The following is a 23864-nucleotide window of genomic DNA, read 5'->3' on the forward strand; positions in this document are numbered from 1 at the left end:
ATTTAAATTTTATTAAAGATAGAAAACCCCGACAATACTCCGTTGTTTTAAAGTCTACATTTTCCAACTTTTGTTAATATGGACATTAAGAAAAAGTTTGGTTTAAAAATTAAAGAGTTAAGAAAAGAAAGAGGCTTATCTCAAGAAAAACTCGCCCACCTTGCCGAGATTGATAGAACATATTTACCCTCAATAGAAAAAGGCGAAAGAAATGTTTCTATTGAAATTGTGGAAAGACTGGCAAATGCCCTTAATGTAAAAATTAAAGATTTATTTGATGAATAGAGCATATTATAAATCTTCAATTTCAAATTTTCTTCAAGAAAGCTCAGAAAGTATTTTAGGCAAAATAGTCGATCAATATGACTTGAACAGACAGGAAATCCAACAAAAAAATGCTTGGAAAAAGCAAATCCTAATTCTTAAAAACACTCTTCAAAATCTTACTGGACAAATTTATTTTGAGTTCTCAATTCCAAGAATGGGTAAAAGAGTTGACAATATAGTTATTATTGATAACTGCATTTTTATTATTGAATTTAAAATAGGAGCATATAATTTCGATAAATACGCCAAAGACCAAGCATTTGATTATGCCCTGGACATGAATCATTTTCATGAAGGAAGCCACAATAAAATAATTATACCTCTTTTAGTTGCTGACAATGCTATATCTTATCAAAATTCATTTATAAGAAAAACTGATAATCTATATGATGTAATATTTTCTAACACAGAAGATTTAAAAGAAACAATAGAGCTTACATTAAAACATTTCAATAATGCTTCTGAAAAAATAGACATATTAAAATGGGAAAATTCAAGCTACAAACCTACACCTACAATAATTGAAGCAGCAACAGCTTTATATAAAAACCATAGTGTAAAGGAAATATCTCGAAGCGGTGCTCAAGAGGAAAATCTAACATTAACCTCTAAATGTATTTCTAACATAATTGATTATTCAAAAAAGAATAATCAAAAATCTATCTGCTTTGTAACCGGCGTGCCTGGCGCAGGTAAAACTTTAGCTGGATTAAATATAGCCAACTTAAGGTCTAATTACGAAGAAGAAGAACATGCTGTTTTTTTATCTGGCAATGGCCCGCTAGTAGATGTGCTTCGAGAAGCTTTAGCTAGAGACAAAGTTAAAACAGCAAAAGAAAATAATAAACCTATAACTAAAGGACAAGCCACATCTCAGGTTAAATCATTTATCCAAAACATTCATCATTTTAGAGATGCTTCGCTAAAAGATGAAAAAGCTCCTATAGAAAAAGTAACAATATTTGATGAGGCGCAGAGAGCATGGACAAAAGAACAAGCTTCAAAATTCATGAAAAGAAATAAGGGAAGAGATGATTTTGAAAAATCAGAACCAGAGTTTCTTATTGAAGTTATGGATAGACATGAAGATTGGTGCACTATAGTTTGTCTAATTGGTGGAGGACAAGAAATAAATACTGGAGAAGCTGGTCTTGAAGAATGGATTAGACCTTTCTCTGACTTTTTCCCTGAATGGAAAATATTTTATTCTTCTAAAATAATTGAAGACAAAGATTATATAAAAGATTTTTCCATATTAAATATTCTAAACAAAAGAGATGCTATTAAAAAAGATGAATTGCATCTTTCAGTATCTCTTAGATCCTTTAGAAGTGCTCAATTATCCAGTTTTATACATGAGATAATTGATAATAACACTTCAAAAGCAAAAGATATATACACAACCTCAATAAAAGAACATTATCCAATTAAAATTACACGTGATTTAAAAACCGCGAAGAAATGGTTAAAGAGTCAAGCAAACGGTTCAGAGAGAATTGGCATAATAGCTTCATCTGGTGCAATTAGACTTCGCCCTTTTGGCTTAAATGTTAAAGCTAAGATTGATGCGCCTATTTGGTTTCTTAATGATGAAAATGATATTCGCTCCTCACACTTCCTAGAAGAAGTAGCTACTCAATTTGACATTCAAGGGCTTGAACTTGACTGGACTTGTTTAGCTTGGGATGGAAACTTTTACTATAAGAATAATAAGTGGAACTATAGAAATTTTAAAGGCTCTAAGTGGCAAAATATAATAGATCCAACAAATATAAATTACCTAATCAATTCATATAGGGTATTATTGACACGTGCTAGACAAGGCATGATTATATATATTCCTTATGGAAATAGAGAGGATAATACACGCCCTTGCTATATGTACGACGGGACTTACGACTTCTTTAAGAGCATAGGTATAGAAGAAATATAAAAAAACCGGCTTATGCCGGTTCTCATTTTATAAAGTATGTAGTGTATGTATTAGTATCTGGCTACTCTTCTGCGAGGGTGTTTATGGTAGTGTTTTGCATGTTTAACCTTTTTAACTTTATAAGGTTTATAGTAATTGTAAGGAGTTCTTCCGTAGTAATTCTTTACCACCACTTTCTGGCAACGGTGAAAATCATAGTTTCTGTAAGCTACCGGTACATAAGCCGTGCGTACCCAAGCCCCGTTTCTTACATATAGATAATTTCTTGCATTTATGTCATAATACACATTAATTTCGGGCATATAATAATACCTTGCTTCCACATGTGTAGCCGGTACCCATACTGCAGGCGCTGGTGTCGGAGTACCAATGTTCATGTTTACACTTACAGATACCTGGGCTTTTGCAAGTGCTCCTATCATCAAAAATAGTCCAACGAGTAAAATTCTAAGTGTCTTCATAATTATTGAGTTTAGGGCTGTTTCTCAAAACAAAAAAACAGCGCGGTTTTGTAACTGCAAAGCCAACAACCGTGCCTAAAAGTAGGCGTGCATATAATTTTTATTTAAAAAATTTTGCAAAACACTGAAAAACAAGACTTTATTTTTTAGTAATTTTATAGTTTAATCCCTCGCTTATGGAAACAAAAAAAGAAATAACCGAGAAAATTTTTAAGATAACGGTGCTCATTCAGGAGAAATATCCGCAGTTGTCAAACTATTTGGGAGAGGTACAGGAAACGCTTCCGGCACTGGAACACCCCGAGGTAGACTCAAACAGCCTTTCCAAATATTACCAAACACTGGAAACCATGTTGCAGGACTATCTTATGGAACACCCCGAACTGGAGGGTTAGTTAATAAGGTACAGCAGGAAGTCTTCAACCGATTTATAATTTTCCCTGAGCAGTTTCTTTTTAAGGCGCATTTTGCACACCCTCACACTTTGTGGCGAAATGCCCAGTATACTTGCCATGTCTTTTCCGTTTAGCTCCAGGCGCATTAATACCATAATGCGTATCTCGGCTTCGGTAAGATTTATCCGGCTGTCTTTTATCCTAGAAAAGAAATCAGGGTAAATGGAATTGAAACGCAGCCTGAATTTATCCCAGTCGTCATCGGTAAGTATTTTTTGTTCCAGCAGTTGGGCTACCTCCTCCTCGCTTACCTCTTCGTTAACAATCAGAATCTCATTTTCTTTCTCTTCCTTCAATTCATTTATAATGGCATTCTTTTTAGAAAGGTCCAGTATATAGGTTTTAAGCTCCCTTTCCTTTACATCTATCATCCGTTGGGAATTGTACAAATCCAATTCCAGCTGACTCTTTTTAAAGCGTATTTGGGACAGGTATCTGTAAACGAAAAAGGCGATAAGCAATAATACTATAAATACACCAAACCCTATAAAATACAGTCGGTTTCTGGCAATTTTCTTTTCATTTTGCAGGTTTTGAATTCTCAGGTTTTTAACCTCAACCCCCAGCCCTGCCTGATAGCGTAACAACTGTTCCTTTTGATTGGACTCCAGTATTTCACGCTGCCCTTCATAATATTTCTTGTAATAATACAAAGCCGAATCGGGCCTGTTAAAACGTTCGTGATTACGGGATAGTTCCATATAGGCTTCGCTTATACGTACCTTGCTGTTAAGCTCTAAGCTGAGCTTAAGGCATTTTCGGGCATTTTCAAACGCTTTTGCTTTGTTCCCTTTTAAGGCATATACTACTCCCATGTTTTGGTAAGCCGTGGCCGTACCTTCGGTGTAATGATTATCAAGACATTCTTGCAGTGATATGTTGTAGTATTTTAAGGCTGCTTCAAGCTGATCTCCGTAGCGGTATATCTGCCCCTGATTATTGTAGGCTAGAGCTAAGTCCCTATGATCATCTAGCTCCTTAAATATATCTATTGCCTTATTATTAAACTCAAACGCCTCATTAAAAATACGTTTCTCCTTTAAGATAAGTGCCCTGTTAGTATAGGTTAAACCCAGCAGCTGAGGCAAATTAAGCTTTTTTGCCAGTTGTGCCGACTCGTTATAACATTCCATTGCAGCCTCATTGTTTTCAAGGCGCCAGTATATTAACCCTAAACTATTAAGCAGGTTGGCCATATGTGCTTCATCGCCGGTTTGTTTAACATGCTGATAGGCTTCGGTAAAATACTTCAGGGCTTCTTCATAATTACCCATGCGCCACTGATCGTTACCCAAATCGGTTAACGATATGCTTTTATTGACAACTTCGTCGGGTAAATCAGGGGTTTTGCTGGTGTCTGGTTTACATGAAATAAAAAAGAGCATCAGGAGTAGTATTCCCCTAACGTAATTTTTCATAAATGCTTTTCTTTAATAGCTGGGGTCAAATGTAAATCTTATTACCGACTAATCAAATCAAAAGTCAACAATTTGCTAATGAGCTTTTTGGTCTCTTTTACCATAAACCCATGAAATCTACTGACGAAAGTACTTTACATCTTTGTAAGTAACAGATTATTTAAAATGTCACACTTTTTCGGGTATAGAAAAGCAGCAAAAAACGAATACTTCACACATCTAGAAATAGAAATAAAAACAAAATCAGTAAGGCTTTGAAAAAATAGGAAATAAAAAGACCTTACGGCAAGCCGTAAGGTCTGAAAAAACATCGCACTGTAATCACTACCACTATGAAAGTGCGAGTTTAGCTAGTTCATCCTTAAAAAAATAGCGCAAAAAATCCTATAGGGATTGGTTGTAAATTTTGGGTATGCAAATGTAACAATAAGTACCATATAAGTGACAAAAAATTATGTTGACATAGGTGTTGACAACATCCTCATGGTTTCTTTTATTGAAAAGAATGAGGTTTATTAGGCAAAAAAGTTATTTTTCAGTTATTTTTACCGCGCATTAATAATCATTATGTAATTTTTTATCTATTTAAGAGAACGTTACAGCACAAAATCATCATATGAATTCAAAGTACATTAATTATTTTGCCTTTATTATAATTTCACTAACCTCAATTGTGTTTGCCGTGAACTATTTTTTTACGGATGCAATACCTCATGCGGTTACACAATTCTTTATATGGGCATCGGTTTTCGGACTTACACTTTTTGCTATTAAAAAGCGTAGTCTTACTACATGGATACTGGTATGTCTTGTTATAGGTGCAGCAGTTGGACACCAATGGCCTGAAGCCGGACAGGGACTACAGGTTTTAAGCAAGATTTTCCTGAAGCTTATCAAAACAATTGTTGGTCCGCTTATTTTTGCTACCCTTGTTTATGGTATTGCGGGGCACAGTAATATAAAACAGGTAGGCCGTATGGGCTGGAAATCACTCCTGTACTTTGAAATTGTTACAACATTAGCCCTATTTATAGGCTTAGCAGCAATAAACATAACTAAAGCCGGGGAAGGTATTATTCAGCCAACCGACGTAACAGAAACCATTCAGGCAGCCGAACCTAAAGGATGGCAGGAAATAATACTACATATTTTTCCTGAAAACATAGCAAAATCAATGGCCGAAGGTGAAGTACTTCAAATAGTGGTATTTAGTGTGATTTTTGGTATTGCCCTGATTATGGTTCCGGAAAAGAAACGCAAAGTAATGGTTGACTTTACCCAAAGCCTTAGTGAGGTAATGTTTAAATTCACCAATATAGTAATGTACTTTGCGCCTATAGGTGTAGGTGCAGCTATGGCATACACTGTAGGTCACATGGGACTCAGCGTACTTATTCCGCTACTAAAACTCTTGTTAACCCTATATGGAGCCCTACTGGTATTTGTACTAATTGTATTTGTACCTATAGCACTTATAATAAAATTACCGCTTAAACAATTTATAAAAGCAATTGGCGAGCCGGTTTCCATCGCATTTGCCACAACAAGTTCTGAGGCTGCTTTACCACGCGCAATGGAGGCGATGGAAAGCATAGGAGTTCCGCGTAAAATTGTTTCGTTTGTAATGCCTATGGGTTACAGTTTTAACCTTGACGGAACAACCCTTTACCTCTCCCTGGCCAGTATATTTGTAGCACAGGCTGCAGGTATAGGCCTTAGTTTTGGCGAACAGCTTATTATGGTATTTACCCTAATGGTAACCAGTAAAGGTGTTGCGGGTATACCTAGGGCATCACTGGTAATACTTATGGGTACAGCAGCATCGTTTAACCTGCCTGTATGGCCTATATTCATTATACTGGGTATTGATGAGCTTATGGATATGGCACGTACTTCTATAAATGTGGTGGGTAACTGTTTGGCTTCGGCAGTAATTGCCAAATGGGAAGGTGAGTTTGACCCTACCCTTGAAGCTCAGGAGGTATTTAAAACCGAACTTTACGAAAGTCATAACGACGATAACAAATAAATAAAAAGCCGCACAATGTGCGGCTTTTTATTTATTACATTTATATACTTACTACCTATTCTATGATAGAAGAAGATATACTACTGGAGTTTGGCGCCCGTAAGCTGCGCTTTAAAAAAGGGGAAGCTATTTTTAGTCAGGGGGATCTCCCTAAGTACTATTACCAGATTATAAACGGGGAAATTAAAATGAATAACTATAATGAGGAAGGTAAGGAATTCATACAGGGACTGTTTAATGACGGAAACTGTTTTGGGGAACCTCCGCTTTTTCTAGACAGGCCTTATCCCGCAGGAGCAGTAGCCACAAGCGATACTTCCCTTTATGCGCTGCCTAAAGAAACTTTTCTTAAACTATTGCACTCCCGTCCCGAAACCAATGTAGCAATGACGGTTAACTTTGCACAAAGACTGTACTATAAGGCCGTAATGGCTTCAGAGATATCCTCTCAGGATGCAGAACACCGTATAATAACCCTTATAGACTATTTCAAAAACGTTATTCATGAGAACGAAGAAGGGCAATATAAAGTTACCCTAACACGCCAACAGATAGCCGACCTTACCGGGCTAAGGGTTGAAACGGTTATAAGAGCCATAAAATCACTTGAAAAGCAGGGCGAGTTAAATATTAACGAGCGAAAAATATTTAGATAAAGTATACGGTAATAATAATTTACCGAACATGATATTTATCATAAAACAAAGGATATCAGCACCTTAAATTTGTACTATAAATTTAAAACATTACTGGTATGAACACTTATGATAAATTTCTAGACAATTACACAAAAGGATTTATGGGCTTTAATACTTTGGCCATTTTAGCCCAAAGCTGTTTAGGTGGTATCGCTGCTATGTTTGTACTTCAAAACGGTAATACACCGGCACAAATGATTCAGCTGTTTTTTATAACCATATTCTGTTCCGGATTTAACGGAAGCGTTTTGGCCCAGCAAAAACCTAAAGTAGTGTTTAACCTGCTTATCACTACTGTAATACTAAACCTTGCCCTCATCTTACTAAACGTTTTTATACTCTAATCAATTTCCATACTAAAACCTAACACAACGTTTGTTTTAATGTTAGAGGGTTGCCTGTAAAAAGGCAGCCCTTTATTTTTTGATTATGATTCAGGTCATAAAACCGAAAGCAACTCCAAAAGTAATTTTGGTATAACAAACGTTAAAAGGTTTTAGTCATGAAAACATATCAAAAATATCTGGAAAACTATAAAAGGGGATTCATCGGTTTTAATACCCTTGGTATACTATTTCAAAGTTGTTTGGGATCGGCAGCAGCGATGCTGGTATTGCAAAACGGTACCAGTTTGGCACAAATGGTACAGCTATTCTTTATAACATTTTCTGTATGGGGTTTAACGGTAGCGTACTGGCTCAGCAAAAGCCTAAAGTAGTATTTAATATGCTTATTGCTACTATAACTGTAAGTACCGCTATAGCGCTGCTTAATCTTTTTATTATTTAAAATAACAAGGCTGTCTCAAAAATGATTACCAGTTATTTTTTGTCATTTTAACGAAAGGAAAATCTGTGTCAACTCTGTTTGAGATTCTTCATTTCACTACGTTACATTCAGAATGACATTTTTGAGACAGCATTATACTCTACTTTCCGGCTCATGCAACACCGGGAAGTTACAGGAGTTGGCAATAAAACACATCTCATTAGCTTTTTGATGTAGCTCGTTTGCCTTATCCAGCATACTCGCTTCCTGTACCGTAACCACGGGACTCAATATAACCTTTGTAAATCTACCCGATCCGTTTGGGGTTTCCTCCATTTCCCCACTGGCAGTGTCATAATAATCTGTTACTATAACTCCGGCTTCCGAACAAAGGTGCAGGTACCATAACATATGGCAGGATGAAAGGGAAGCCAAAAGCATTTCCTCAGGGTTATATCTGGACCTGTCTCCTCTAAAAGCCGGATCTGACGAACCTGAAATAACCGGTTTTCCTTCTGTTTGTATAGCATAATCACGGGTATAGGAAGTGTAACTTTTTGTACCCAACCCCTTGTTTCCCGTCCATCGCAATTGTGTAGAATAATGATGTGTTTTCATACTCCTAAATTAAAACTAAATTTTCAATTCACTACTGACATAGGGTTGTCACTAACCCATAATAATTTTGCTTCATAATCAAAAAATCATCAGTTATGACAACAGTATCAGTACTAACAGCAGAACAGTTTTTAAATCACTGGAAAGGACACCGCAGTCTTACCAGAAAAGCTATTGAAGCTTTCCCGGAAGAAGAGCTTTTTAGTTACAGTATAGGAGGCATGAGGACTTTTGGCGAAATAATGCTTGAAGTAGTGAGTATTGCCTATTATGGTGTGGAAGGGGTAACCACAGGAACATGGAGAAACATAGAGGAGCTTCCTTACTTCACCACCGAAAAAACGATAACCACCAAACAGCAGTTATTGGAATTTTGGGATAAAACCACAGCTTACATTGATCAGGAGTGGGAAAAATTACTTAGCCTGGACTTTGAACAGCCTATTAAATCATTCGGAACTTATGAAAACACCATCTACTCCTCAATGCTTTACTGGATAGACAACGAAGTACACCACAGGGGACAGGGATATGTTTATTTAAGAGCCTTAGGCATTACACCTCCGTTCTTTTGGGAACGTTTCTAATATCGGAGTACAATCATCATCAAATCAATCAACAAAGAAAAAGGGATACCACATGGTGTCCCTTTTCGTTTTAAATACCCAATTTAAACATCATCTTTTTAATAAGACAATGATATCTTTGCTTCCTTATAACACTAATATATTTTGTCAATATTTTATGCAACAAAAATAAATGTATACACCACTGCTATACATAGCTTTTCAGTGATTCCCTTTATGGCATCATAAGGAAATTTTATAACGGATTGTTTTAAATTTAACCTGTTATTATTAAGTGTCTATAACATTAATCAAATAGTGTTTTAATAATGCAATCCTTAAGAATGGATAAATATTAAATAAATGTGTACGTATTCTCATTTTTTTTAACTATTTATGCCCTTACCAAATGAATATAATCTTAGAATAACCATGGGTGGCCTAAAAAAAGTAAATGTTGTAAGGAGAAATATAATGCGTAGCCTTACTCGTAATATTGGTGTTACAAATCTGGAGAAGGATTTTAAGCTAAAGGAAAAACCTGAAATTAGACGGATACTGATTATACGTCCAAACAAAAGACTGGGTAACCTATTGCTTATAACTCCGCTTTTACAGGAAGTAAACGAGGCCTTTCCGGATTGTAAGATTGATATTTTTGTAAGAGGCGGACTTGCACCTATACTTTTTGAAAACTACAGTAACGTAGACCGTATTATAAAACTGCCGGGCAAACCTTTTAAGGAGCTCATTAACTATTCGCTTGCATGGCTTTCGGTTAAAAAGAAACGCTATGACATGGTGATAAATGTGGTTAACTCCTCTTCATCAGGAAGGCTGTCTACCAAATTTGCCACTGCTAAGTTCAAGCACTTTGGAGATGTTAGTGACAAGATAAAGGAAATGTATCTTGACAGTAACCATATGGCAAAGTATCCGGTTTATAACTTTAGGTACTTTTTAAGCAAACTGGGCTATGAGAAAAACGATAAGCCAGTACCGCCGTTAAACCTTAGACTAAGCGACAAGGAGCTTGAACAGGGTAAGCAAATTGTGAAAGACATTGTAAAGAACGATAAAAAAACCATTGCCATATTTACTTTTGCCACCGGAGACAAATGCTACAAACCGGAATGGTGGAATCCGTTTTATGAGAGACTGCAGTCCGAATATGCCAATGACTACAATATTATTGAGATACTGCCAGTAGAGAATGTATCGCAAATTGATTTTAAAGCCCCAACCTACTACAGTAAGGAAATAAGGGAAATAGGCGGTGTAATGGCAACCTGTGAGGTGTTTATAGGTGCCGATAGTGGCATGATGCACTTGGCAGCGGCTTCGCTTGTCCCAACGATAGGGCTGTTTTCCTATACTAACCCTGCTACATACGGGCCTTACAATAAAGGCAGCGAATCCATAAATACCAACGATACAACTATGGACAGCTGGATAGAAAGTATAAATAAAGCCTTAAAAGCATAATTTTTATGTTTCTACGTAAACTATTCGGCTTCGGCAGTAATAAAAACAATACAGTCAATATGCTTAACAGAAATCCAGAAATCAAGGCATTATTAGAGAGTCTGGAAACCGGAATGATAACATTCATTGAACCTGGAGAAACTGGTTATACTAAGAAAGATGTAAGTAATTGTATTACATTACTTAATAGTTTTTTAGCCGACTTATCTCAATCAGAGAACAGGGATCAAGGTATTACTATTGTAAAAAATGTTGTATTAAAACTCAATAAGCTGAACACAAGCTGTGACGAAGAACTTATTGAAACCGAAGAGAGAGAACAAATTGCTGAAATTATTATTATAGCCGGACATTTAAAAGGCTATAATACCCGTGATGAAGACATCACGGAAGAATGGAGAGAATGGTAGAATTTGTTTATATCTATTCTTTCGTTTTTATATAATGAAGATATATTGTATTGCATTTAATTTCCAGTATACCTGTTTTAAAATTTTCACCTTCTTTTAAATAAAACCCCACCCCTTCATTAAGGTAAGCGTTTCTGTATGGGTTATTATGACCAATAACAATCCCTTCTTTAAACTCCTTAACCTTTTCTAAAGTACCATTATTTATCCTCGCTATATACATTGTATTACCTTTTACCATTATCAGGAAAAGTTCATCATGGTAAACAAAAGCATGAGCAATATACTCTTCAGGAAAATCATTATAATAATAAGCCTCTTCCCCTGATTTATAAACGGTTTCCACTCCCTTCAATGACCTTCCCAGCTCTCCATTGTCAAACACCCTGAGTCCGTCTTTTTTTATTTTGTTATAATAAAAACCTTCTTTTACTTTATTTAACTTACGGGGGTCGGTCACTTTTACAACCTGAGTATAGGTTACTAAATAGTACGCTCCGTTTACATTATAAACTCTTGGAAGCAATATATTGGCATCATATTCAATTCCGGTTTTTTTATCCTTAAATATGGTTGCGGCACCCCACTCACCATAATCCAAGGCATACACATAGAAGTTATCATCCTCAAAAACACCGTCATCTGTAACTTTGGTTTTTAACCAGGCCTCTTTACTCTTATCCCAATAATATGAAACAGCATCTGGCATAAGGGGTTTTTCTTTAAACACTATACTGTCGTTTTGAACATAAATTCCGGTGTTCCATGTGCCATAACCAATAAGCTTAGCCTTACTAAGTATTTTACCTTTTTTATTAAAAACACAAAAGGTTCCTTTGGGGATAAAAGTTGGTTCATCTTTAACCTCTATAAAATCAGAATAATAAATACCCTTATATTTTAATGGATATATAGATCTCCCTTTTATATTCAGTTCAATAGTATCACTTTTTATTGTAAACCCTTTCTCTTCTTTACAGGGTAACTCTTTTTCCTCTTTACAGGATAACAGCGTAAAAAACAGGAATAGGTATAACTGTGTTTTGTGCATAGCGGTTTATTTAATTACCAAAGTAACCCTTATTTCTCCTTCGTTATCTAAAACATCCTGATTATAGACCTTTTTACCCAATATCTCCTGAGCTTTTTTAATATCGTCAAGCTCGCCACCTAACTCCAACTTAAAGACAACAGAGTTTAAATCGTTTTCCGACTCCAAAAAATCAGACACATATAAACTATACTTATCTAATATATCTTCTAACGGATATTGGTTATTATTATCGGCGGTATCTTCCAATTTATAAGAAATACACATGCGGTAAACGGTATCATCTTCATCATTCATATCGAGATAAATTCCGTTTTCCACAAACTCATATATTTTCTTATTTTCATATTTGGGAGATGTATATAACGAAATATTCGTCATTACATTATACTCTTGCCTAAGCTCCTGATGATTTGTGTTTAAAGAATTGTTTTTCTTTTTACCTCCTAATAACTTGTTGAATATTCCCATTTTAATTGTATTTCGTTTGTATAGTTACCCTTTATGTAAAATTAAATCAGGATCATTACAATGAATATCATAACCTACAACCCTTGTATCAATGAGGAAATAAAGATTATAATAATCTACTAAATCACTCATATACCTCAATTGAAAATGAGTAGAAAACATTAACCTAAATTTTCTTGGAGAGTTGATCTTTATAAAAATTCCATCTACATAATAGAGTTTAAAATATCTATTAGTTCCCTTAAAATTATAAACAACATTATTATCATTATAAAACTTTCTGGGATTAATTTTTGGGTCCTGTAATTTTAAATTATCAATTTTTAAATCGTTCTTTATAATATTATTAAGTAAGGAGTTATTAATATCATCAGAGATTAGTGGGGAAATAAAAAAAAATTCTCCCGAACTCACTAATTCTTTTCCTCTATTAAAGGCTGTATTAAAGCCTTCTTCCATATCATTTAATTTTACGAAAAAATACCAAAATGAAGTATCTCCCATATCATTTTTCTCATTAGTGTAAATAACGACATATCCTTTTACCTTCACAGTATCAACACTTACTTTATTAACTTCCTGCGCATAGCAATTTCCGCATAGCATAAAAATAAGAACAAACCATATAGCTTTCATGATAATCTCATTTTAAAATTTTGATTGATTTATATAGTTCTCCAACAGCGAAGAACATACTGTATGTTACATTTACCTTGCAAAACAACTAATATAAACAAAAAACCCGCTTATTTACATAAGCGGGTTTTGTAGCCTCGACAGGAATCGAACCTGTATCAAAAGTTTAGGAAACTCCCATTCTATCCGTTGAACTACGAGGCCTGATATTAGAGGTGCAAAAATAGAAAGTTTTTAGTTGTTAGCCAAACAAATTCATCCCGTGCATACAATAGTTATTTTTTTAACTTTATGCTAAAAGCCATTAACTATGAACGAACTTTTGTCCCAAATACAACATTGCACACAATGTAAAGAGCACCTGCCCTTTCCGCCAAAACCGATTGTACAGGCTCATGCTGATTCTAAAATAATTATTATTGGACAGGCACCGGGGCTTAAAGTTCAAAACTCAGGCATACCATGGGACGATCAAAGTGGAAATGAATTGCGAAGATGGCTGAATGTTACTAAGGAACAATTTTACAATCCGGAGCTGTTTGCCCTCATCCCAATGGGATTTTGCTATCCAGGCAAAGGAAAATCGGGTGATTTACCTCCAAGACCCGAATGTGCCCCGTTGTGGCATAAAAAACTACTGGAAGCAATAAAAAACCCGAAGCTTATATTACTAATAGGACAATATGCCCAAAAGTACTATTTAGGCAATAAAATAAAGCCTACTCTTACCAATACTGTAAAGGCTTACAGCGAGTTTTTACCACATTACCTACCCTTGGTACATCCTTCACCCAGAAACAAGATATGGCAAAAGAAAAACCCTTGGTTTGAGCAGGAAATTGTACCGCAGTTACAAATAATAGCCCAAAAGGTTATACAACGCAGCGATTAATGAAAATAGAAACCGCTATAAAACAAAAAAGCCAGTCTTAATGACTGGCTTTTGTAGCTCCCCCTCTTGGGCTCGAACCAAGGACCCTCTGATTAACAGTCAGATGCTCTAACCAACTGAGCTAAGGAGGAAACTGTATATTTTAAAAGTAGTGCTGTATTTTCAATTTCTTCAGCTATTACTTAATCTTTCTAAGAACTTGTGTTTGCTAATATTGTTGCCTTTATTGCGGTGCAAATATATAACCATTTTTAATTTTCGCAAACAAATTCATGAAAAAAATTTGAAAAATTTTACTTGCCCATTATCAGCTTAAAAATATCATTACCGTTTACCAGTAACACAAGCGATATAAGTATAACAAAGCCAGTAATTTGGGCATATTCCATGAATTTATCCCCCGGTTTACGGCCCGTAATCATTTCATATAATAAAAACATTACATGCCCACCATCAAGTGCCGGGATAGGTAATAAATTCATTACCCCAAGCATAATTGATAACAATGCGGTAATAGTCCAAAATGCTTCCCAGCTCCATGTATTAGGAAAAATATCAAATATGGCATAAAACCCTCCTACACCCTTGTAAGCCCCCGTGCTTGGCGTAAATATAGCCTTAAGTTGGGTAAAGTATTTACTAAGCTCATCTTTGCTTCTTTTCAAACCGGCAGGAACCGACTCAAAGAAACCATACTTTTCCTGACTTATTTTATAATACCCCAGTTTTTCAAGGTTACTAAGGCTTAAAGAACTCCTCAAGACACCAAGTTTACCTTCTTCATTAAAGCCTATTTTCACCGGTACTTCTTTTTCATCCCTAAAAACAACCGCATCAAATGTTTTTCCTTTATTGCTTTCTGCAATAGCAACTACCTCATCTGCATATTTTGTTTCCTGTCCGTTAATAGAAAGAATAACATCTCCTTTCTTTAAAACATCCTTATTAACAGAAGAATCATCAAGCTTAGCCACAACAAACGGGTATCTTAATGATACTAACGGAGCTTTTTCTCCATCCATCAGTTTATCAATAAGGTCAATTGGCAAATTAATATCCTGAACATTACCGTTTCTCTCAATAGTAACTGTTTTGGCAAAAAGCACGTCATAAGCAACATCATTAAACTTCTCAACCTCTTTCCCGTCAAGTTTAAGTATTTTATCTCCGTCTTTAAAACCTAAATCTTCCGCAACCGGATTTACAACGGCAACCCCGTCTTTTACCTCGCTGTTAGCAATATAAGTTTCACCATATACATAAGCCATACCTATGTATATAATGATGGCAAGAATAAAGTTTACCGTTACACCCCCAAGCATAATAATAAGGCGTTGCCATGCCGGCTTTGAACGAAACTCCCATGGCTTTGGCGGTTCAGCCATCTGCTCTTTATCCATGGTCTCATCTATCATTCCGGCAATTTTCACATAACCGCCTAAAGGCAGCCACCCGATACCGTAAACTGTCTCCCCTATTTTCTTTTTGAATAGCGAATATTTTATATCAAAGAAAAGATAGAACTTTTCAACTTTGGTCTTAAACAATTTAGCAGGGATAAAGTGCCCTAGCTCATGCAATACAATTAATAACGATAAACTCAATAAAAACTGAGAGAGTTTTATTACTACTTCCATTTCTTAATTTTAGATAACTCTGTTAACGCACAAAAATAGTGTTTTCTGATTACTATCGGTCATTTAATTTTATTGTATAAACCATTTAAATGTTTGTTAATAATGCCAAATACTGTTTTAACTTCGGTTTTTGTAAGGTAACTTTACAGATAATATAAAATCCGACACCTCCGGATGAATGCAAAAAACACCTTTTTTGTTCATTTTAAAACCATATTACTATGACCTCAAAACTGTTTTCGTTACTACAGATAAAAAGCATTATACTAAAAAACCGAATTGTAATTTCGCCCATGTGCCAGTATTCGGCCCATAACGGTTTTGCAAACGACTGGCATCTTGTACACCTTGGCTCACGTGCCATAGGCGGTGCAGGGCTTATAATACAGGAAGCCACAGCTGTTTCGCCCGAAGGACGTATTACACCCGAGGATTTAGGTATATGGAGTGACGAACATATCGAAAAATTAAAACAAATCACATCGTTCATCCTAACCGAAAACGCTGTGCCGGGCATACAGCTCGCACATGCCGGAAGGAAAGCAAGCACCTCCCCACCATGGCAGGAAAGGCGAATGCTTACCGAAGCCGAAAACGGATGGCAAACCCTTGCTCCAAGTGCTATCCCTTATTACGACAACAATCCGCATCCGCCAAAAGAAATGACAAAACAAGATATACAAAAGGTGGTTCAGGATTTTAAGGATGCCGCACGCCGTGCACATAAGGCCTGCTATAAAGTTCTCGAAATACATGCAGCACACGGTTATCTTATCCATCAGTTCCTTTCGCCGCTTTGCAATAACAGGACTGATGAATATGGCGGAAGCTTTGAAAACCGCATACGCCTGCTACTGGAGATACTGGAAGCTGTTAAAACCGAATGGCCTAACGATCTGCCTTTATTTGTAAGAATTTCAGGGACCGACTGGGCTCCGGGTGGCTGGGACATAGACGAATCGGTCACACTGGCTAAAATCCTAAAGGAAAAAGGCATTGATGTTGTAGATTGTTCTTCAGGCGGAGCGGTACATCATCAAAAAATTCCCGTAACACCGGGATACCAGGTCCCAATAGCCGAAAGGATTAAAAAAGAGGTAGGTATACTTACAGGAGCAGTAGGGCTTATTACTAATGCACATCAGGCAGAAGAAGTATTGTATAAAGAACAGGCCGATCTGGTGTTTTTTGCCAGAGAATCACTTAGAGACCCAAACATAGGTCTTAATTTTGCACATGAACTAAAGGCCGATATTATATGGCCTAAACAATATGAAAGAGCACAACTGGAAGATTAACTTTTAGTTTATCTTCCTTGTTGTTACGTGTTTCTCATGCATACCAATAAAGTTTTCCGCATTAATTTTTTGGTTCTTTTGTTTCAGGAGAAAAGAACAATATGAAAGCAACATCTATTAATAATTATTATGCAAAAAATAAAAGCTGCCCTACTTTCCTATGGATTGTCGGGCAAAGTGTTCCATGCTCCTTTTTTGGAGCTGCATCCGCGCTTTGAACTTACCGGATCATGGGAACGCAGCAAAAAACTTATACAACAGGATTACCCTAATGTAAAAAGCTATGCCTCTCTGGAGGAGCTTTTAAAGGATGATGTCGATTTAGTAGTGGTTAATACCCCGGTGGAGACCCATTACGAGTATACCAAAAAAGTACTGGAAGCCGGCAAACACGCCCTTGTGGAAAAAGCATTTACCACAAACGCTGCCGAAGCCGAAGCACTTCGTGACCTTGCAAAAGCAAAAGGACTGAAACTTTGCGTATACCAAAACCGACGCTGGGACAGTGATTTTAAAACTGTAAAGGAAGTGGTAGACGAAAACCTGTTAGGGGATATTGTGGAAGCCGAATTTCGTTTTGACCGTTACAATCCTAACCTTAGTCCTAAAACCCATAAGGAAACCCAAAATGCAGGTGCCGGTGTGCTTAAAGATCTTGGACCTCACATTATCGATCAGGCAGTACACCTTTTCGGTTATCCCGATTCAGTTTTTGCCGATATACGAACAACCAGAGAGAATTCGCTTGTTGACGACCTCATAGACATCCTGTTATATTATCCTGACAAAAGAGTAAAAATAAGAGCCGGATTCTTTTTTAGGGAAGCCGTTCCGTCTTACGCAGTTCATGGTACTAAAGGTTCTTTCTTGAAAAGCCGTGGCGACATACAGGAAGATGTATTACGAACAGGCCAAAAACCAACACTGGAAGGCTGGGGCATAGAACCCGAAGAAAAGGCAGGAATACTGCATACCGAAAAGAACGGCGAAGTATTCCGCGGACACATCCCTACTCGCCCCGGTAATTACTACGGGCTGTTTGATGCGCTTTACCACTCTATTACCGAAGATAAGCCCGAACCGGTTACCGCCGATGAGGCTCTCCGGGTAATGAAAATTATTGATGCCGCCATATTAAGTAGTAAAGAGAAAAAAGTAATCCAACTAAAATAAATAACAATGCAAAAAAGACAATTAGGAAAGTCTGACCTGCAGGTTTACCCCATAACATTTGGTGGAAACGTGTTTGGATGGACTATAGATGAAAAAACTTCGTTTGAGATACTTGATGCCTTTATAGGATCGGGGTTCAATTTTATAGATACTGCCGATGTCTATTCACGCTGGGCCGAAGGGAACCAGGGAGGGGAATCGGAGACAATAATAGGCAACTGGCTTAAAAAGAACAACAACCGCAATAAGGTAATCATTGCTACAAAAGTAGGTAGCGATATGGGCAGCGGTAAAAAGGACCTTTCTAAAAAATATATCATAAAGGCTGCCGAAGATTCCCTTAAAAGATTACAAACTGATTATATAGACCTATACCAAACCCATTGGGACGACCCTACTACGCCAATTGAGGAAACCCTTGAGGCTTACGACCAACTTATAAAAGAAGGCAAAGTTCGTTTTATAGGAGCATCAAATCTTTCAACCGAAAGATTACAGGCTTCCATGCGTATTTCCTTTGAACAGAAATTACCTGCCTACATAACCTTTCAGCCGCATTACAACCTTTATGAACGCGAAGTTTTTGAGGAAAGTCTGGAAGAGGTATGCTTACAGCACAATCTTGGAGTAATAAACTATTATTCGCTGGCCAGTGGCTTCCTTACCGGAAAATACCGTAGCGAAGCCGACTTGAGTAAAAGTCAGCGTGGAAGCGGCGTAGCAAAATACCTTGATGCAAGAGGACAGAAAATACTTGCCGCTCTGGACAAGGTTGCTGCCGAACTTAACACCTCTCAGGCAACCGTAGCTCTGGCATGGCTTATCCATCGTCCCTCGGTAACCGCCCCTATTGTTAGTGCTACAAGCCTAAAGCAGTTGGAAAGCATTACCAAGGCTCCTGATTTGTCCATAACGCAAGAGCAATTGGATTTCCTTACTCAGGAAAGTGCATGGCATTAATATGCCACAACATTATGATAAAATTGTATAATTAAAAACCAAAGTAAGTTTTTACTTTTAACCTGTAAAAAAAGTCCGTTACAAAAACAGGCTATTCCCCTTATATACAATTCATTCACAACCTAAAGTAAAGTCGCAATACTATGGCAACAGGTGCACTGCAATACAAAAAGCACTACAGTGATATAAAGTTCTATTACCTCAACAGGGTTAGGTGGGCCGTATCATTATACTATTTTGCCATGGGATTGTGTTTTGCCACATGGGCAAGCCGTATTCCCGATATTAAAAGTATGCTCAACCTTTCCGAGGGCGATTTGGGTACGGTACTATTTGCCATCCCTTTCGGGCAGTTATTCATCATGCCTTTTTCGGGGACTCTGGCAACAAAATACGGTAGTCATAAAACCTCTGTTGCGGGGCTTAGCCTTTATGTTATAAGCCTTGTTACTCTAGGGCTTGCAACTCAGCGTGACCACTTGCTACTGGCACTTTTCTTCTTTGGGGTATTTAGTAACCTTACCAATATTTCCATAAACACTCAGGGTATTTATGCCGAAAGCCTGTACAAACGTGCTATTATGTCGTCGTTTCACGGAGCGTGGAGTATTGCAGGATTTACCGGAGCGGTTATCAGCCTTGGTATGACAGCCCTTAATTTGAGTCCGCTACTGCACTTTGCTATAGTTTCGGCACTACTGCTGGTTGTAATAGCGACGAACTATAAATACTTAGTGAGGGTAAAAAACAAACCAACCGCAGAGAAAAAGAAAAAAGGACTACCCAAAATAAACCCTGCCCTGTTATGGCTGGGAATTATTGGTTTTTGCTGCATGCTTAGTGAGGGTATAATGTTTGACTGGAGCGGTGTATATTTTAAAGATGTGGTTAAAGCTCCCGAAAAACTGGTGGTACTGGGCTACACCTCATTTATGCTTATGATGGCAAGCGGACGCTTTTTGGGCGACTGGGTGGTACAAAAATTCGGGCGCAAAAAAGTTTTACAGGTTAGCGGATGCCTTATATCTCTTGGGTTATTTAGTGCCGTGATGCTACCCTATGTCGTAACTGCCGCACTTGCCTTTATGCTTGTAGGTATTGGTGTATCTACAGTAGTACCAAGTGTGTATAGCCTGGCGGGAAGAACTGAGGGTATCGCCCCCAGTATAGCACTTACAATGGTTTCGAGCATCAGCTTTTTAGGCTTTATGCTTGGGCCTCCGGTTATTGGTTATATAGCCGAGGCATGGGGGCTTAAATTATCTTTTGCGATAATTGGTATCTTTGGGTTTATCATTACCATAATGGTAAGCCGCATCAAATCGGTAAGTGATTTGTTTATTCGATAAAGCACTATCGGTTTACTGTTTACATAACAATTAAAAACATTCAGCTAAAATGGAATACAGAAAAATAGGAAATACAGACTTAAAACTATCTGCAATAACCTTTGGGGCATGGGCTGCCGGAGGATGGATGTGGGGTGGCACCGAACGTAAAGATGCCATCCACGCAATTCAGGCTTCATATAATGAAGGTGTAACCTCTATAGATACTGCACCCATTTACGGGCAGGGCGACAGCGAAGAGATTGTTGCCGAAGCTATTCAGGCCATTTCACGCGATAAAGTAGAGATCATTACAAAATACGGTATGCGCTGGGACCTTGCGAAAGGTGATTTTGCCATGAAAAGCAAAAACAACATGGGTCAGGATATCGATATATACAAATATGCAGGTAAAGAAAGTATCATTAAAGAATGCGAAGACAGCCTTAAACGATTAAAAACCGACTATATTGACCTGTACCAGATACACTGGCCGGACAGCACTACTCCTATTCAGGAAAGTATGGAGGCCGTGGCACAACTCACTAAAGAAGGTAAAGTACGCTATGCCGGAGTATGCAATTACAATGCAGCACAGGTACAGGAGGCTGATAAGTATGTAAACATAGTATCAGACCAGGTACCATACAGCATGGTAAAACGTGACATTGAAAGAGAGCTTATCCCTTACACCATTGAGTCGGGTAAATCTATAATAGCATACAGCCCGTTGGAACGCGGACTCCTAACCGGAAAAATGCAACCGGGACATAAATTTGAGGAAGGCGACCACCGTGCCAACCTGTATTTTTTTAAAGATGAAAACCTCAAGCGTACTGCCGAATTTTTAGACAAGCTACGACCTTTAGCCAGAGATAAAAATGCAACACTATCGCAACTGGTACTTCGCTGGACTATACAACAGCCGGGCATAACCATCGCTCTTGCAGGAGCTAGGAATGCAGAGCAATCGGTTCAAAATGCAAAAGCGATTAATGTAAAACTTTCAAAAGAAGAAATAGACTTTATTAAGACCGAGCTTAACAAGCTTGAACTGATAAAATAAAAAAAGAGGCCTTGAGCCTCTTTTTTTATACCTCCTGGTCATTTTGACGACTGAGAGAATCTCCGGTAATAACTGTAAGAGATTCTTCACTTCGCTACGTTACGTTCAGAATGACAGTTATGTCTCATCTTTTTATTCCTTTATGAATTTAAGGGTTGTTTTACCCCCGTTTGTAATCAGGCTAATAAAATGAATACCCGATGGTAACTGAGACACATTCCATTTTGTTTGCGGCCCTGTTTCAAACTCCTTTTGTCCTAAAGCATTATAAAACACTGCTTTTTGCACTATGGCGTTTTGAGGCAGTGTAATCTGTAGCTCCTCCTTAACCGGATTAGGGAACAGCTTTACCTGAGAAAGTTTAAACTGAGCTGTGGCAAGGCTGGTACTATTAGAACAAATAATATCCCTCTCCGGGTCAAACTCAAATCCTGCCACTGTAAAAGGAGCATCTACCACAAACTGTTGTCCGCTAAAGGTATGATTCAGTTTTACATCAAATGTTTCACCATCGGCACTAAGCAATCTTATTTTTACAGGCATTTCAAAGAAATCTACCATCGATCCGGTTTGATCCTGATTAATGGTAATCTGTACCTGTCCACCTCCTATATCCTGAGTAGTTACATCATAAATAGGGTATCCCTGACTGTATATCCAATCGTTAAAAAACCCTGTAAGATCCATCCCCGATACCGCTTCAAGGTGCGCCTGTAAATCGGGAGTAGTAGCATATCCAAAAGCCAGGTTTTCATCGTTAAGATAGTTTCGTAGTCCCTGATAAAAATCTTCATCACCCATAATGTAGCGAAGCATATGCACTACCATGGCCCCTTTATTATAGCTAAGCCTGCTGCTAAAAATACGTCCTACACTATTCAACTCCGCTTCCGGAACGTAAACAGTCCCATCGGGCGCTGATGTGATACTGATAATCCTTTGGGCCTTCCAGTTTATAAAATTATAATTACCGTCAAGATTTTCTATTACCAAACCCGAAAGGTAGGTTGCAAAACCTTCGTTAAGCCATATATCACTCCATGTACCGCAGGTTACCTTATCACCAAACCACTGATGTCCCAGTTCGTGCGCTACAAGATTCCTGTCAAAATTCCCCATAAAAGAAACCGTTGTATGCTCCATCCCTCCGTTTATATTACACTGGGCATGCCCGTACTTTTCGTTAGCGAAAGGATAAGTCCCAAAAAGGCTTTCATACAAATCCATTATAGGCAGGGTTGCTGCCAGCGGATCCAGTGAAGCTTCATAATTTTCAGGGTAAATATAATTTACTATAGGGAACGTATTAGGAGCCGTACCTGCCTGTTGCGTGTATACACTATATTCGGTAACCGCTATGGCTATAAGGTAAGCCGGTATAGGATACTCATGTTTAAAATGGGTTGTTTTATTGCCTTCGCCGTCCAGTTCCTGTGACTGCTCTACCCCGTTAGACACACTGGTGTATTCCTGTGGTGAAGTTATATAAACATCAATGCTGTCTATCTTATCATTTAAATCCTGCTTGCATGGCCACCAGTCTTTCGCTCCATAAGGCTCGGAAAGCGTACTCATAACAGGAATACCGTTGTGTGTAGCCAGGTTAAAAGCCTGTTCCTGTGTAGACGGTGTTCCCGAATAGGTTACGGTAACCATACCCTCTTCCCCCTGATTTAACTGTTGCGCCAGTGTTATTACCAGTTCGTTACCGCTTTGGGTATACGTGAGATTATCCTCTCCGCTTGTTACCGATGTTACGTTTAGCTGACTGGTAAGATCAAACGTTATGGAGGTCATATCTTCCAGGGCGGTATAATTTGTAGTAACAACCCCCGAGATATAAAACTCGGCAGGATCTACCTCAAATTGCAGCATATGGTAAGTAATATCATAATTGGCAGTATTGGGATTTGTGGTAAGATCCTTAAGCTGAAAGGCCGATTTCATTTCGGCTTCAGCTATCTGCTGTGTTTGTATATCGGTCTCCTGTGCATAGCCTGTATAAAGCGCAAAAGCACACAAAAGGGCAAGTATATTTTGTTTCATTACGGCAATTTTTCCAAAAGTAAACAGAAATTGCTGTTTTCTAAAGCGTTAATAATAAAAAGTAAACTTTTAAACTTTAGTAAACCACAAGCAATAATTAAAACAATTCATTAAATTTGCTCACTTTATTAAAAACCA

At 37.6% G+C, this 23864-nt stretch carries 24 protein-coding genes and 2 tRNA genes; 16 read left to right on the forward strand and 10 right to left on the reverse strand.

Going from position 1 to position 23864, the window contains the following annotated elements; translation table 11 throughout:
- The first annotated feature begins 78 nt into the window (after nt 1–78).
- Both ABS768_RS08935 and ABS768_RS08940 read left to right on the forward strand, forming a co-directional pair.
- A complete protein-coding gene (locus tag ABS768_RS08935) occupies nt 79–285 on the forward strand; it encodes a helix-turn-helix domain-containing protein (protein WP_157483491.1) in 207 nt (68 codons plus the stop codon).
- Nucleotides 278–2260 carry a DUF2075 domain-containing protein gene (locus ABS768_RS08940; RefSeq protein ID WP_408074635.1) on the forward strand — a complete coding sequence of 661 codons (1983 nt, stop codon included), beginning with the start codon at nt 278–280 and terminating at the stop codon, nt 2258–2260. The genes ABS768_RS08935 and ABS768_RS08940 overlap by 8 nt, the downstream gene beginning before the upstream one ends.
- Before the next feature lie 50 nt (nt 2261–2310).
- On the opposite strand, the gene ABS768_RS08945 is transcribed toward ABS768_RS08940, so the two are convergent.
- Nucleotides 2311–2721 (reverse strand): hypothetical protein, encoded by a 411-nt coding sequence (locus ABS768_RS08945; protein ID WP_408074637.1) that lies wholly within the window; start codon nt 2719–2721, stop codon nt 2311–2313.
- A gap of 176 nt (nt 2722–2897) precedes the next feature.
- Here ABS768_RS08945 and ABS768_RS08950 point away from each other — a divergent pair, with 176 nt between their 5' ends.
- Entirely contained in the window at nt 2898–3116 is a 219-nt protein-coding gene (locus tag ABS768_RS08950; RefSeq protein WP_408074639.1) for a hypothetical protein, read from the forward strand.
- Here the strand turns inward: ABS768_RS08950 and ABS768_RS08955 are convergent.
- A complete protein-coding gene (locus tag ABS768_RS08955; RefSeq protein ID WP_408074640.1) occupies nt 3113–4594 on the reverse strand; it encodes a tetratricopeptide repeat protein in 1482 nt (493 codons plus the stop codon). The genes ABS768_RS08950 and ABS768_RS08955 overlap by 4 nt on opposite strands.
- Nucleotides 4595–5210: 616 nt before the next feature.
- On the opposite strand from ABS768_RS08955, the gene ABS768_RS08960 reads away from it, so the two are divergent.
- From ABS768_RS08960 to ABS768_RS08975, 4 genes are all read left to right on the forward strand, one after another.
- Nucleotides 5211–6623: a dicarboxylate/amino acid:cation symporter gene (locus ABS768_RS08960; RefSeq protein ID WP_408074641.1), complete on the forward strand. Its 1413-nt coding sequence runs from the start codon at nt 5211–5213 to the stop codon at nt 6621–6623.
- Nucleotides 6624–6685: 62 nt separating this feature from the next.
- Nucleotides 6686–7279, forward strand: coding sequence for a Crp/Fnr family transcriptional regulator (locus ABS768_RS08965; protein ID WP_408074642.1), 594 nt, complete (start codon nt 6686–6688; stop codon nt 7277–7279).
- A gap of 98 nt (nt 7280–7377) precedes the next feature.
- Nucleotides 7378–7665: a hypothetical protein gene (locus tag ABS768_RS08970; RefSeq protein WP_408074643.1), complete on the forward strand. Its 288-nt coding sequence runs from the start codon at nt 7378–7380 to the stop codon at nt 7663–7665.
- A gap of 158 nt (nt 7666–7823) precedes the next feature.
- Nucleotides 7824–8039, forward strand: coding sequence for a hypothetical protein (locus ABS768_RS08975; protein ID WP_408074644.1), 216 nt, complete (start codon nt 7824–7826; stop codon nt 8037–8039).
- Between the two features lie 203 nt (nt 8040–8242).
- On the opposite strand, the gene ABS768_RS08980 is transcribed toward ABS768_RS08975, so the two are convergent.
- Nucleotides 8243–8707, reverse strand: coding sequence for an OsmC family protein (locus ABS768_RS08980; RefSeq protein ID WP_408074645.1), 465 nt, complete (start codon nt 8705–8707; stop codon nt 8243–8245).
- 95 nt (nt 8708–8802) lie between these two features.
- On the opposite strand from ABS768_RS08980, the gene ABS768_RS08985 reads away from it, so the two are divergent.
- The 3 genes from ABS768_RS08985 (at nt 8803) to ABS768_RS08995 (ending at nt 11168) form a co-directional block, all read left to right on the forward strand.
- Entirely contained in the window at nt 8803–9294 is a 492-nt protein-coding gene (locus ABS768_RS08985; RefSeq protein ID WP_408074646.1) for a DinB family protein, read from the forward strand.
- Between the two features lie 411 nt (nt 9295–9705).
- Complete coding sequence (locus tag ABS768_RS08990) at nt 9706–10758, forward strand: glycosyltransferase family 9 protein (RefSeq protein ID WP_408074647.1); 1053 nt, start codon at nt 9706–9708, stop codon at nt 10756–10758.
- Between the two features lie 59 nt (nt 10759–10817).
- Nucleotides 10818–11168 (forward strand): hypothetical protein, encoded by a 351-nt coding sequence (locus ABS768_RS08995; RefSeq protein WP_408074648.1) that lies wholly within the window; start codon nt 10818–10820, stop codon nt 11166–11168.
- Between the two features lie 13 nt (nt 11169–11181).
- On the opposite strand, the gene ABS768_RS09000 is transcribed toward ABS768_RS08995, so the two are convergent.
- The 4 genes from ABS768_RS09000 to ABS768_RS09015 form a co-directional block, all read right to left on the reverse strand.
- Nucleotides 11182–12219 (reverse strand): hypothetical protein, encoded by a 1038-nt coding sequence (locus tag ABS768_RS09000; RefSeq protein WP_408074649.1) that lies wholly within the window; start codon nt 12217–12219, stop codon nt 11182–11184.
- Between the two features lie 6 nt (nt 12220–12225).
- A complete protein-coding gene (locus ABS768_RS09005) occupies nt 12226–12690 on the reverse strand; it encodes a hypothetical protein (RefSeq protein WP_408074650.1) in 465 nt (154 codons plus the stop codon).
- A 24-nt stretch (nt 12691–12714) separates the two neighbouring features.
- Nucleotides 12715–13326 carry a hypothetical protein gene (locus ABS768_RS09010; RefSeq protein ID WP_408074651.1) on the reverse strand — a complete coding sequence of 204 codons (612 nt, stop codon included), beginning with the start codon at nt 13324–13326 and terminating at the stop codon, nt 12715–12717.
- Between the two features lie 132 nt (nt 13327–13458).
- Nucleotides 13459–13530, reverse strand: a tRNA-Arg gene (locus ABS768_RS09015).
- Nucleotides 13531–13636: 106 nt separating this feature from the next.
- On the opposite strand from ABS768_RS09015, the gene ABS768_RS09020 reads away from it, so the two are divergent.
- On the forward strand, nt 13637–14218 hold the full coding sequence (locus ABS768_RS09020) for a uracil-DNA glycosylase family protein (RefSeq protein WP_408074652.1): 582 nt from the start codon (nt 13637–13639) through the stop codon (nt 14216–14218).
- A gap of 57 nt (nt 14219–14275) precedes the next feature.
- Here the strand turns inward: ABS768_RS09020 and ABS768_RS09025 are convergent.
- Together ABS768_RS09025 and rseP are read right to left on the reverse strand one after the other, a co-directional pair.
- Nucleotides 14276–14349: transfer RNA gene (locus ABS768_RS09025), tRNA-Asn, on the reverse strand.
- 162 nt (nt 14350–14511) lie between these two features.
- Complete coding sequence (rseP, locus tag ABS768_RS09030; RefSeq protein ID WP_408074653.1) at nt 14512–15855, reverse strand: RIP metalloprotease RseP; 1344 nt, start codon at nt 15853–15855, stop codon at nt 14512–14514.
- A 221-nt stretch (nt 15856–16076) separates the two neighbouring features.
- Here rseP and ABS768_RS09035 point away from each other — a divergent pair, with 221 nt between their 5' ends.
- From ABS768_RS09035 to ABS768_RS09055, 5 genes are all read left to right on the forward strand, one after another.
- Nucleotides 16077–17153 (forward strand): NADH:flavin oxidoreductase/NADH oxidase, encoded by a 1077-nt coding sequence (locus tag ABS768_RS09035; RefSeq protein ID WP_408074654.1) that lies wholly within the window; start codon nt 16077–16079, stop codon nt 17151–17153.
- Between the two features lie 129 nt (nt 17154–17282).
- Nucleotides 17283–18326: a Gfo/Idh/MocA family oxidoreductase gene (locus ABS768_RS09040; RefSeq protein ID WP_408074655.1), complete on the forward strand. Its 1044-nt coding sequence runs from the start codon at nt 17283–17285 to the stop codon at nt 18324–18326.
- A 6-nt stretch (nt 18327–18332) separates the two neighbouring features.
- Nucleotides 18333–19286: an aldo/keto reductase gene (locus ABS768_RS09045; protein WP_408074656.1), complete on the forward strand. Its 954-nt coding sequence runs from the start codon at nt 18333–18335 to the stop codon at nt 19284–19286.
- Nucleotides 19287–19429: 143 nt separating this feature from the next.
- The gene (locus ABS768_RS09050; RefSeq protein WP_408074657.1) at nt 19430–20635 is read left to right on the forward strand and encodes an MFS transporter; all 1206 of its coding nucleotides are present in this window, start codon (nt 19430–19432) and stop codon (nt 20633–20635) included.
- 49 nt (nt 20636–20684) lie between these two features.
- The gene (locus ABS768_RS09055; protein WP_408074658.1) at nt 20685–21680 is read left to right on the forward strand and encodes an aldo/keto reductase; all 996 of its coding nucleotides are present in this window, start codon (nt 20685–20687) and stop codon (nt 21678–21680) included.
- 132 nt (nt 21681–21812) lie between these two features.
- On the opposite strand, the gene ABS768_RS09060 is transcribed toward ABS768_RS09055, so the two are convergent.
- Nucleotides 21813–23726 (reverse strand): M1 family aminopeptidase, encoded by a 1914-nt coding sequence (locus ABS768_RS09060; protein WP_408074659.1) that lies wholly within the window; start codon nt 23724–23726, stop codon nt 21813–21815.
- Between the last annotated feature and the right edge of the window lie 138 nt (nt 23727–23864).

The sequence above is a fragment of the Flavobacterium rhizophilum genome, assembly GCF_046000485.1.
Classification (GTDB): domain Bacteria; phylum Bacteroidota; class Bacteroidia; order Flavobacteriales; family Flavobacteriaceae; genus Flavobacterium; species Flavobacterium rhizophilum.

Coding starts and splice junctions, on each gene's coding strand:
- ABS768_RS08995 (WP_408074648.1), top strand. CDS start 10,818: ATGCTTAACAGAAATCCAGAAATCAAGGCATTATTAGAGAGTCTGGAA.
- ABS768_RS09005 (WP_408074650.1), bottom strand. CDS start 12,690: ATGGGAATATTCAACAAGTTATTAGGAGGTAAAAAGAAAAACAATTCT.
- ABS768_RS08945 (WP_408074637.1), bottom strand. CDS start 2,721: ATGAAGACACTTAGAATTTTACTCGTTGGACTATTTTTGATGATAGGA.
- ABS768_RS08975 (WP_408074644.1), top strand. CDS start 7,824: ATGAAAACATATCAAAAATATCTGGAAAACTATAAAAGGGGATTCATC.
- ABS768_RS09050 (WP_408074657.1), top strand. CDS start 19,430: ATGGCAACAGGTGCACTGCAATACAAAAAGCACTACAGTGATATAAAG.
- ABS768_RS08965 (WP_408074642.1), top strand. CDS start 6,686: ATGATAGAAGAAGATATACTACTGGAGTTTGGCGCCCGTAAGCTGCGC.
- rseP (WP_408074653.1), bottom strand. CDS start 15,855: ATGGAAGTAGTAATAAAACTCTCTCAGTTTTTATTGAGTTTATCGTTA.
- ABS768_RS08955 (WP_408074640.1), bottom strand. CDS start 4,594: ATGAAAAATTACGTTAGGGGAATACTACTCCTGATGCTCTTTTTTATT.
- ABS768_RS08940 (WP_408074635.1), top strand. CDS start 278: ATGAATAGAGCATATTATAAATCTTCAATTTCAAATTTTCTTCAAGAA.
- ABS768_RS09035 (WP_408074654.1), top strand. CDS start 16,077: ATGACCTCAAAACTGTTTTCGTTACTACAGATAAAAAGCATTATACTA.
- ABS768_RS08970 (WP_408074643.1), top strand. CDS start 7,378: ATGAACACTTATGATAAATTTCTAGACAATTACACAAAAGGATTTATG.
- ABS768_RS09040 (WP_408074655.1), top strand. CDS start 17,283: ATGCAAAAAATAAAAGCTGCCCTACTTTCCTATGGATTGTCGGGCAAA.
- ABS768_RS09000 (WP_408074649.1), bottom strand. CDS start 12,219: ATGCACAAAACACAGTTATACCTATTCCTGTTTTTTACGCTGTTATCC.
- ABS768_RS09010 (WP_408074651.1), bottom strand. CDS start 13,326: ATGAAAGCTATATGGTTTGTTCTTATTTTTATGCTATGCGGAAATTGC.
- ABS768_RS09020 (WP_408074652.1), top strand. CDS start 13,637: ATGAACGAACTTTTGTCCCAAATACAACATTGCACACAATGTAAAGAG.
- ABS768_RS08960 (WP_408074641.1), top strand. CDS start 5,211: ATGAATTCAAAGTACATTAATTATTTTGCCTTTATTATAATTTCACTA.
- ABS768_RS08935 (WP_157483491.1), top strand. CDS start 79: ATGGACATTAAGAAAAAGTTTGGTTTAAAAATTAAAGAGTTAAGAAAA.
- ABS768_RS09060 (WP_408074659.1), bottom strand. CDS start 23,726: ATGAAACAAAATATACTTGCCCTTTTGTGTGCTTTTGCGCTTTATACA.
- ABS768_RS09055 (WP_408074658.1), top strand. CDS start 20,685: ATGGAATACAGAAAAATAGGAAATACAGACTTAAAACTATCTGCAATA.
- ABS768_RS08990 (WP_408074647.1), top strand. CDS start 9,706: ATGGGTGGCCTAAAAAAAGTAAATGTTGTAAGGAGAAATATAATGCGT.
- ABS768_RS08985 (WP_408074646.1), top strand. CDS start 8,803: ATGACAACAGTATCAGTACTAACAGCAGAACAGTTTTTAAATCACTGG.
- ABS768_RS08950 (WP_408074639.1), top strand. CDS start 2,898: ATGGAAACAAAAAAAGAAATAACCGAGAAAATTTTTAAGATAACGGTG.
- ABS768_RS08980 (WP_408074645.1), bottom strand. CDS start 8,707: ATGAAAACACATCATTATTCTACACAATTGCGATGGACGGGAAACAAG.
- ABS768_RS09045 (WP_408074656.1), top strand. CDS start 18,333: ATGCAAAAAAGACAATTAGGAAAGTCTGACCTGCAGGTTTACCCCATA.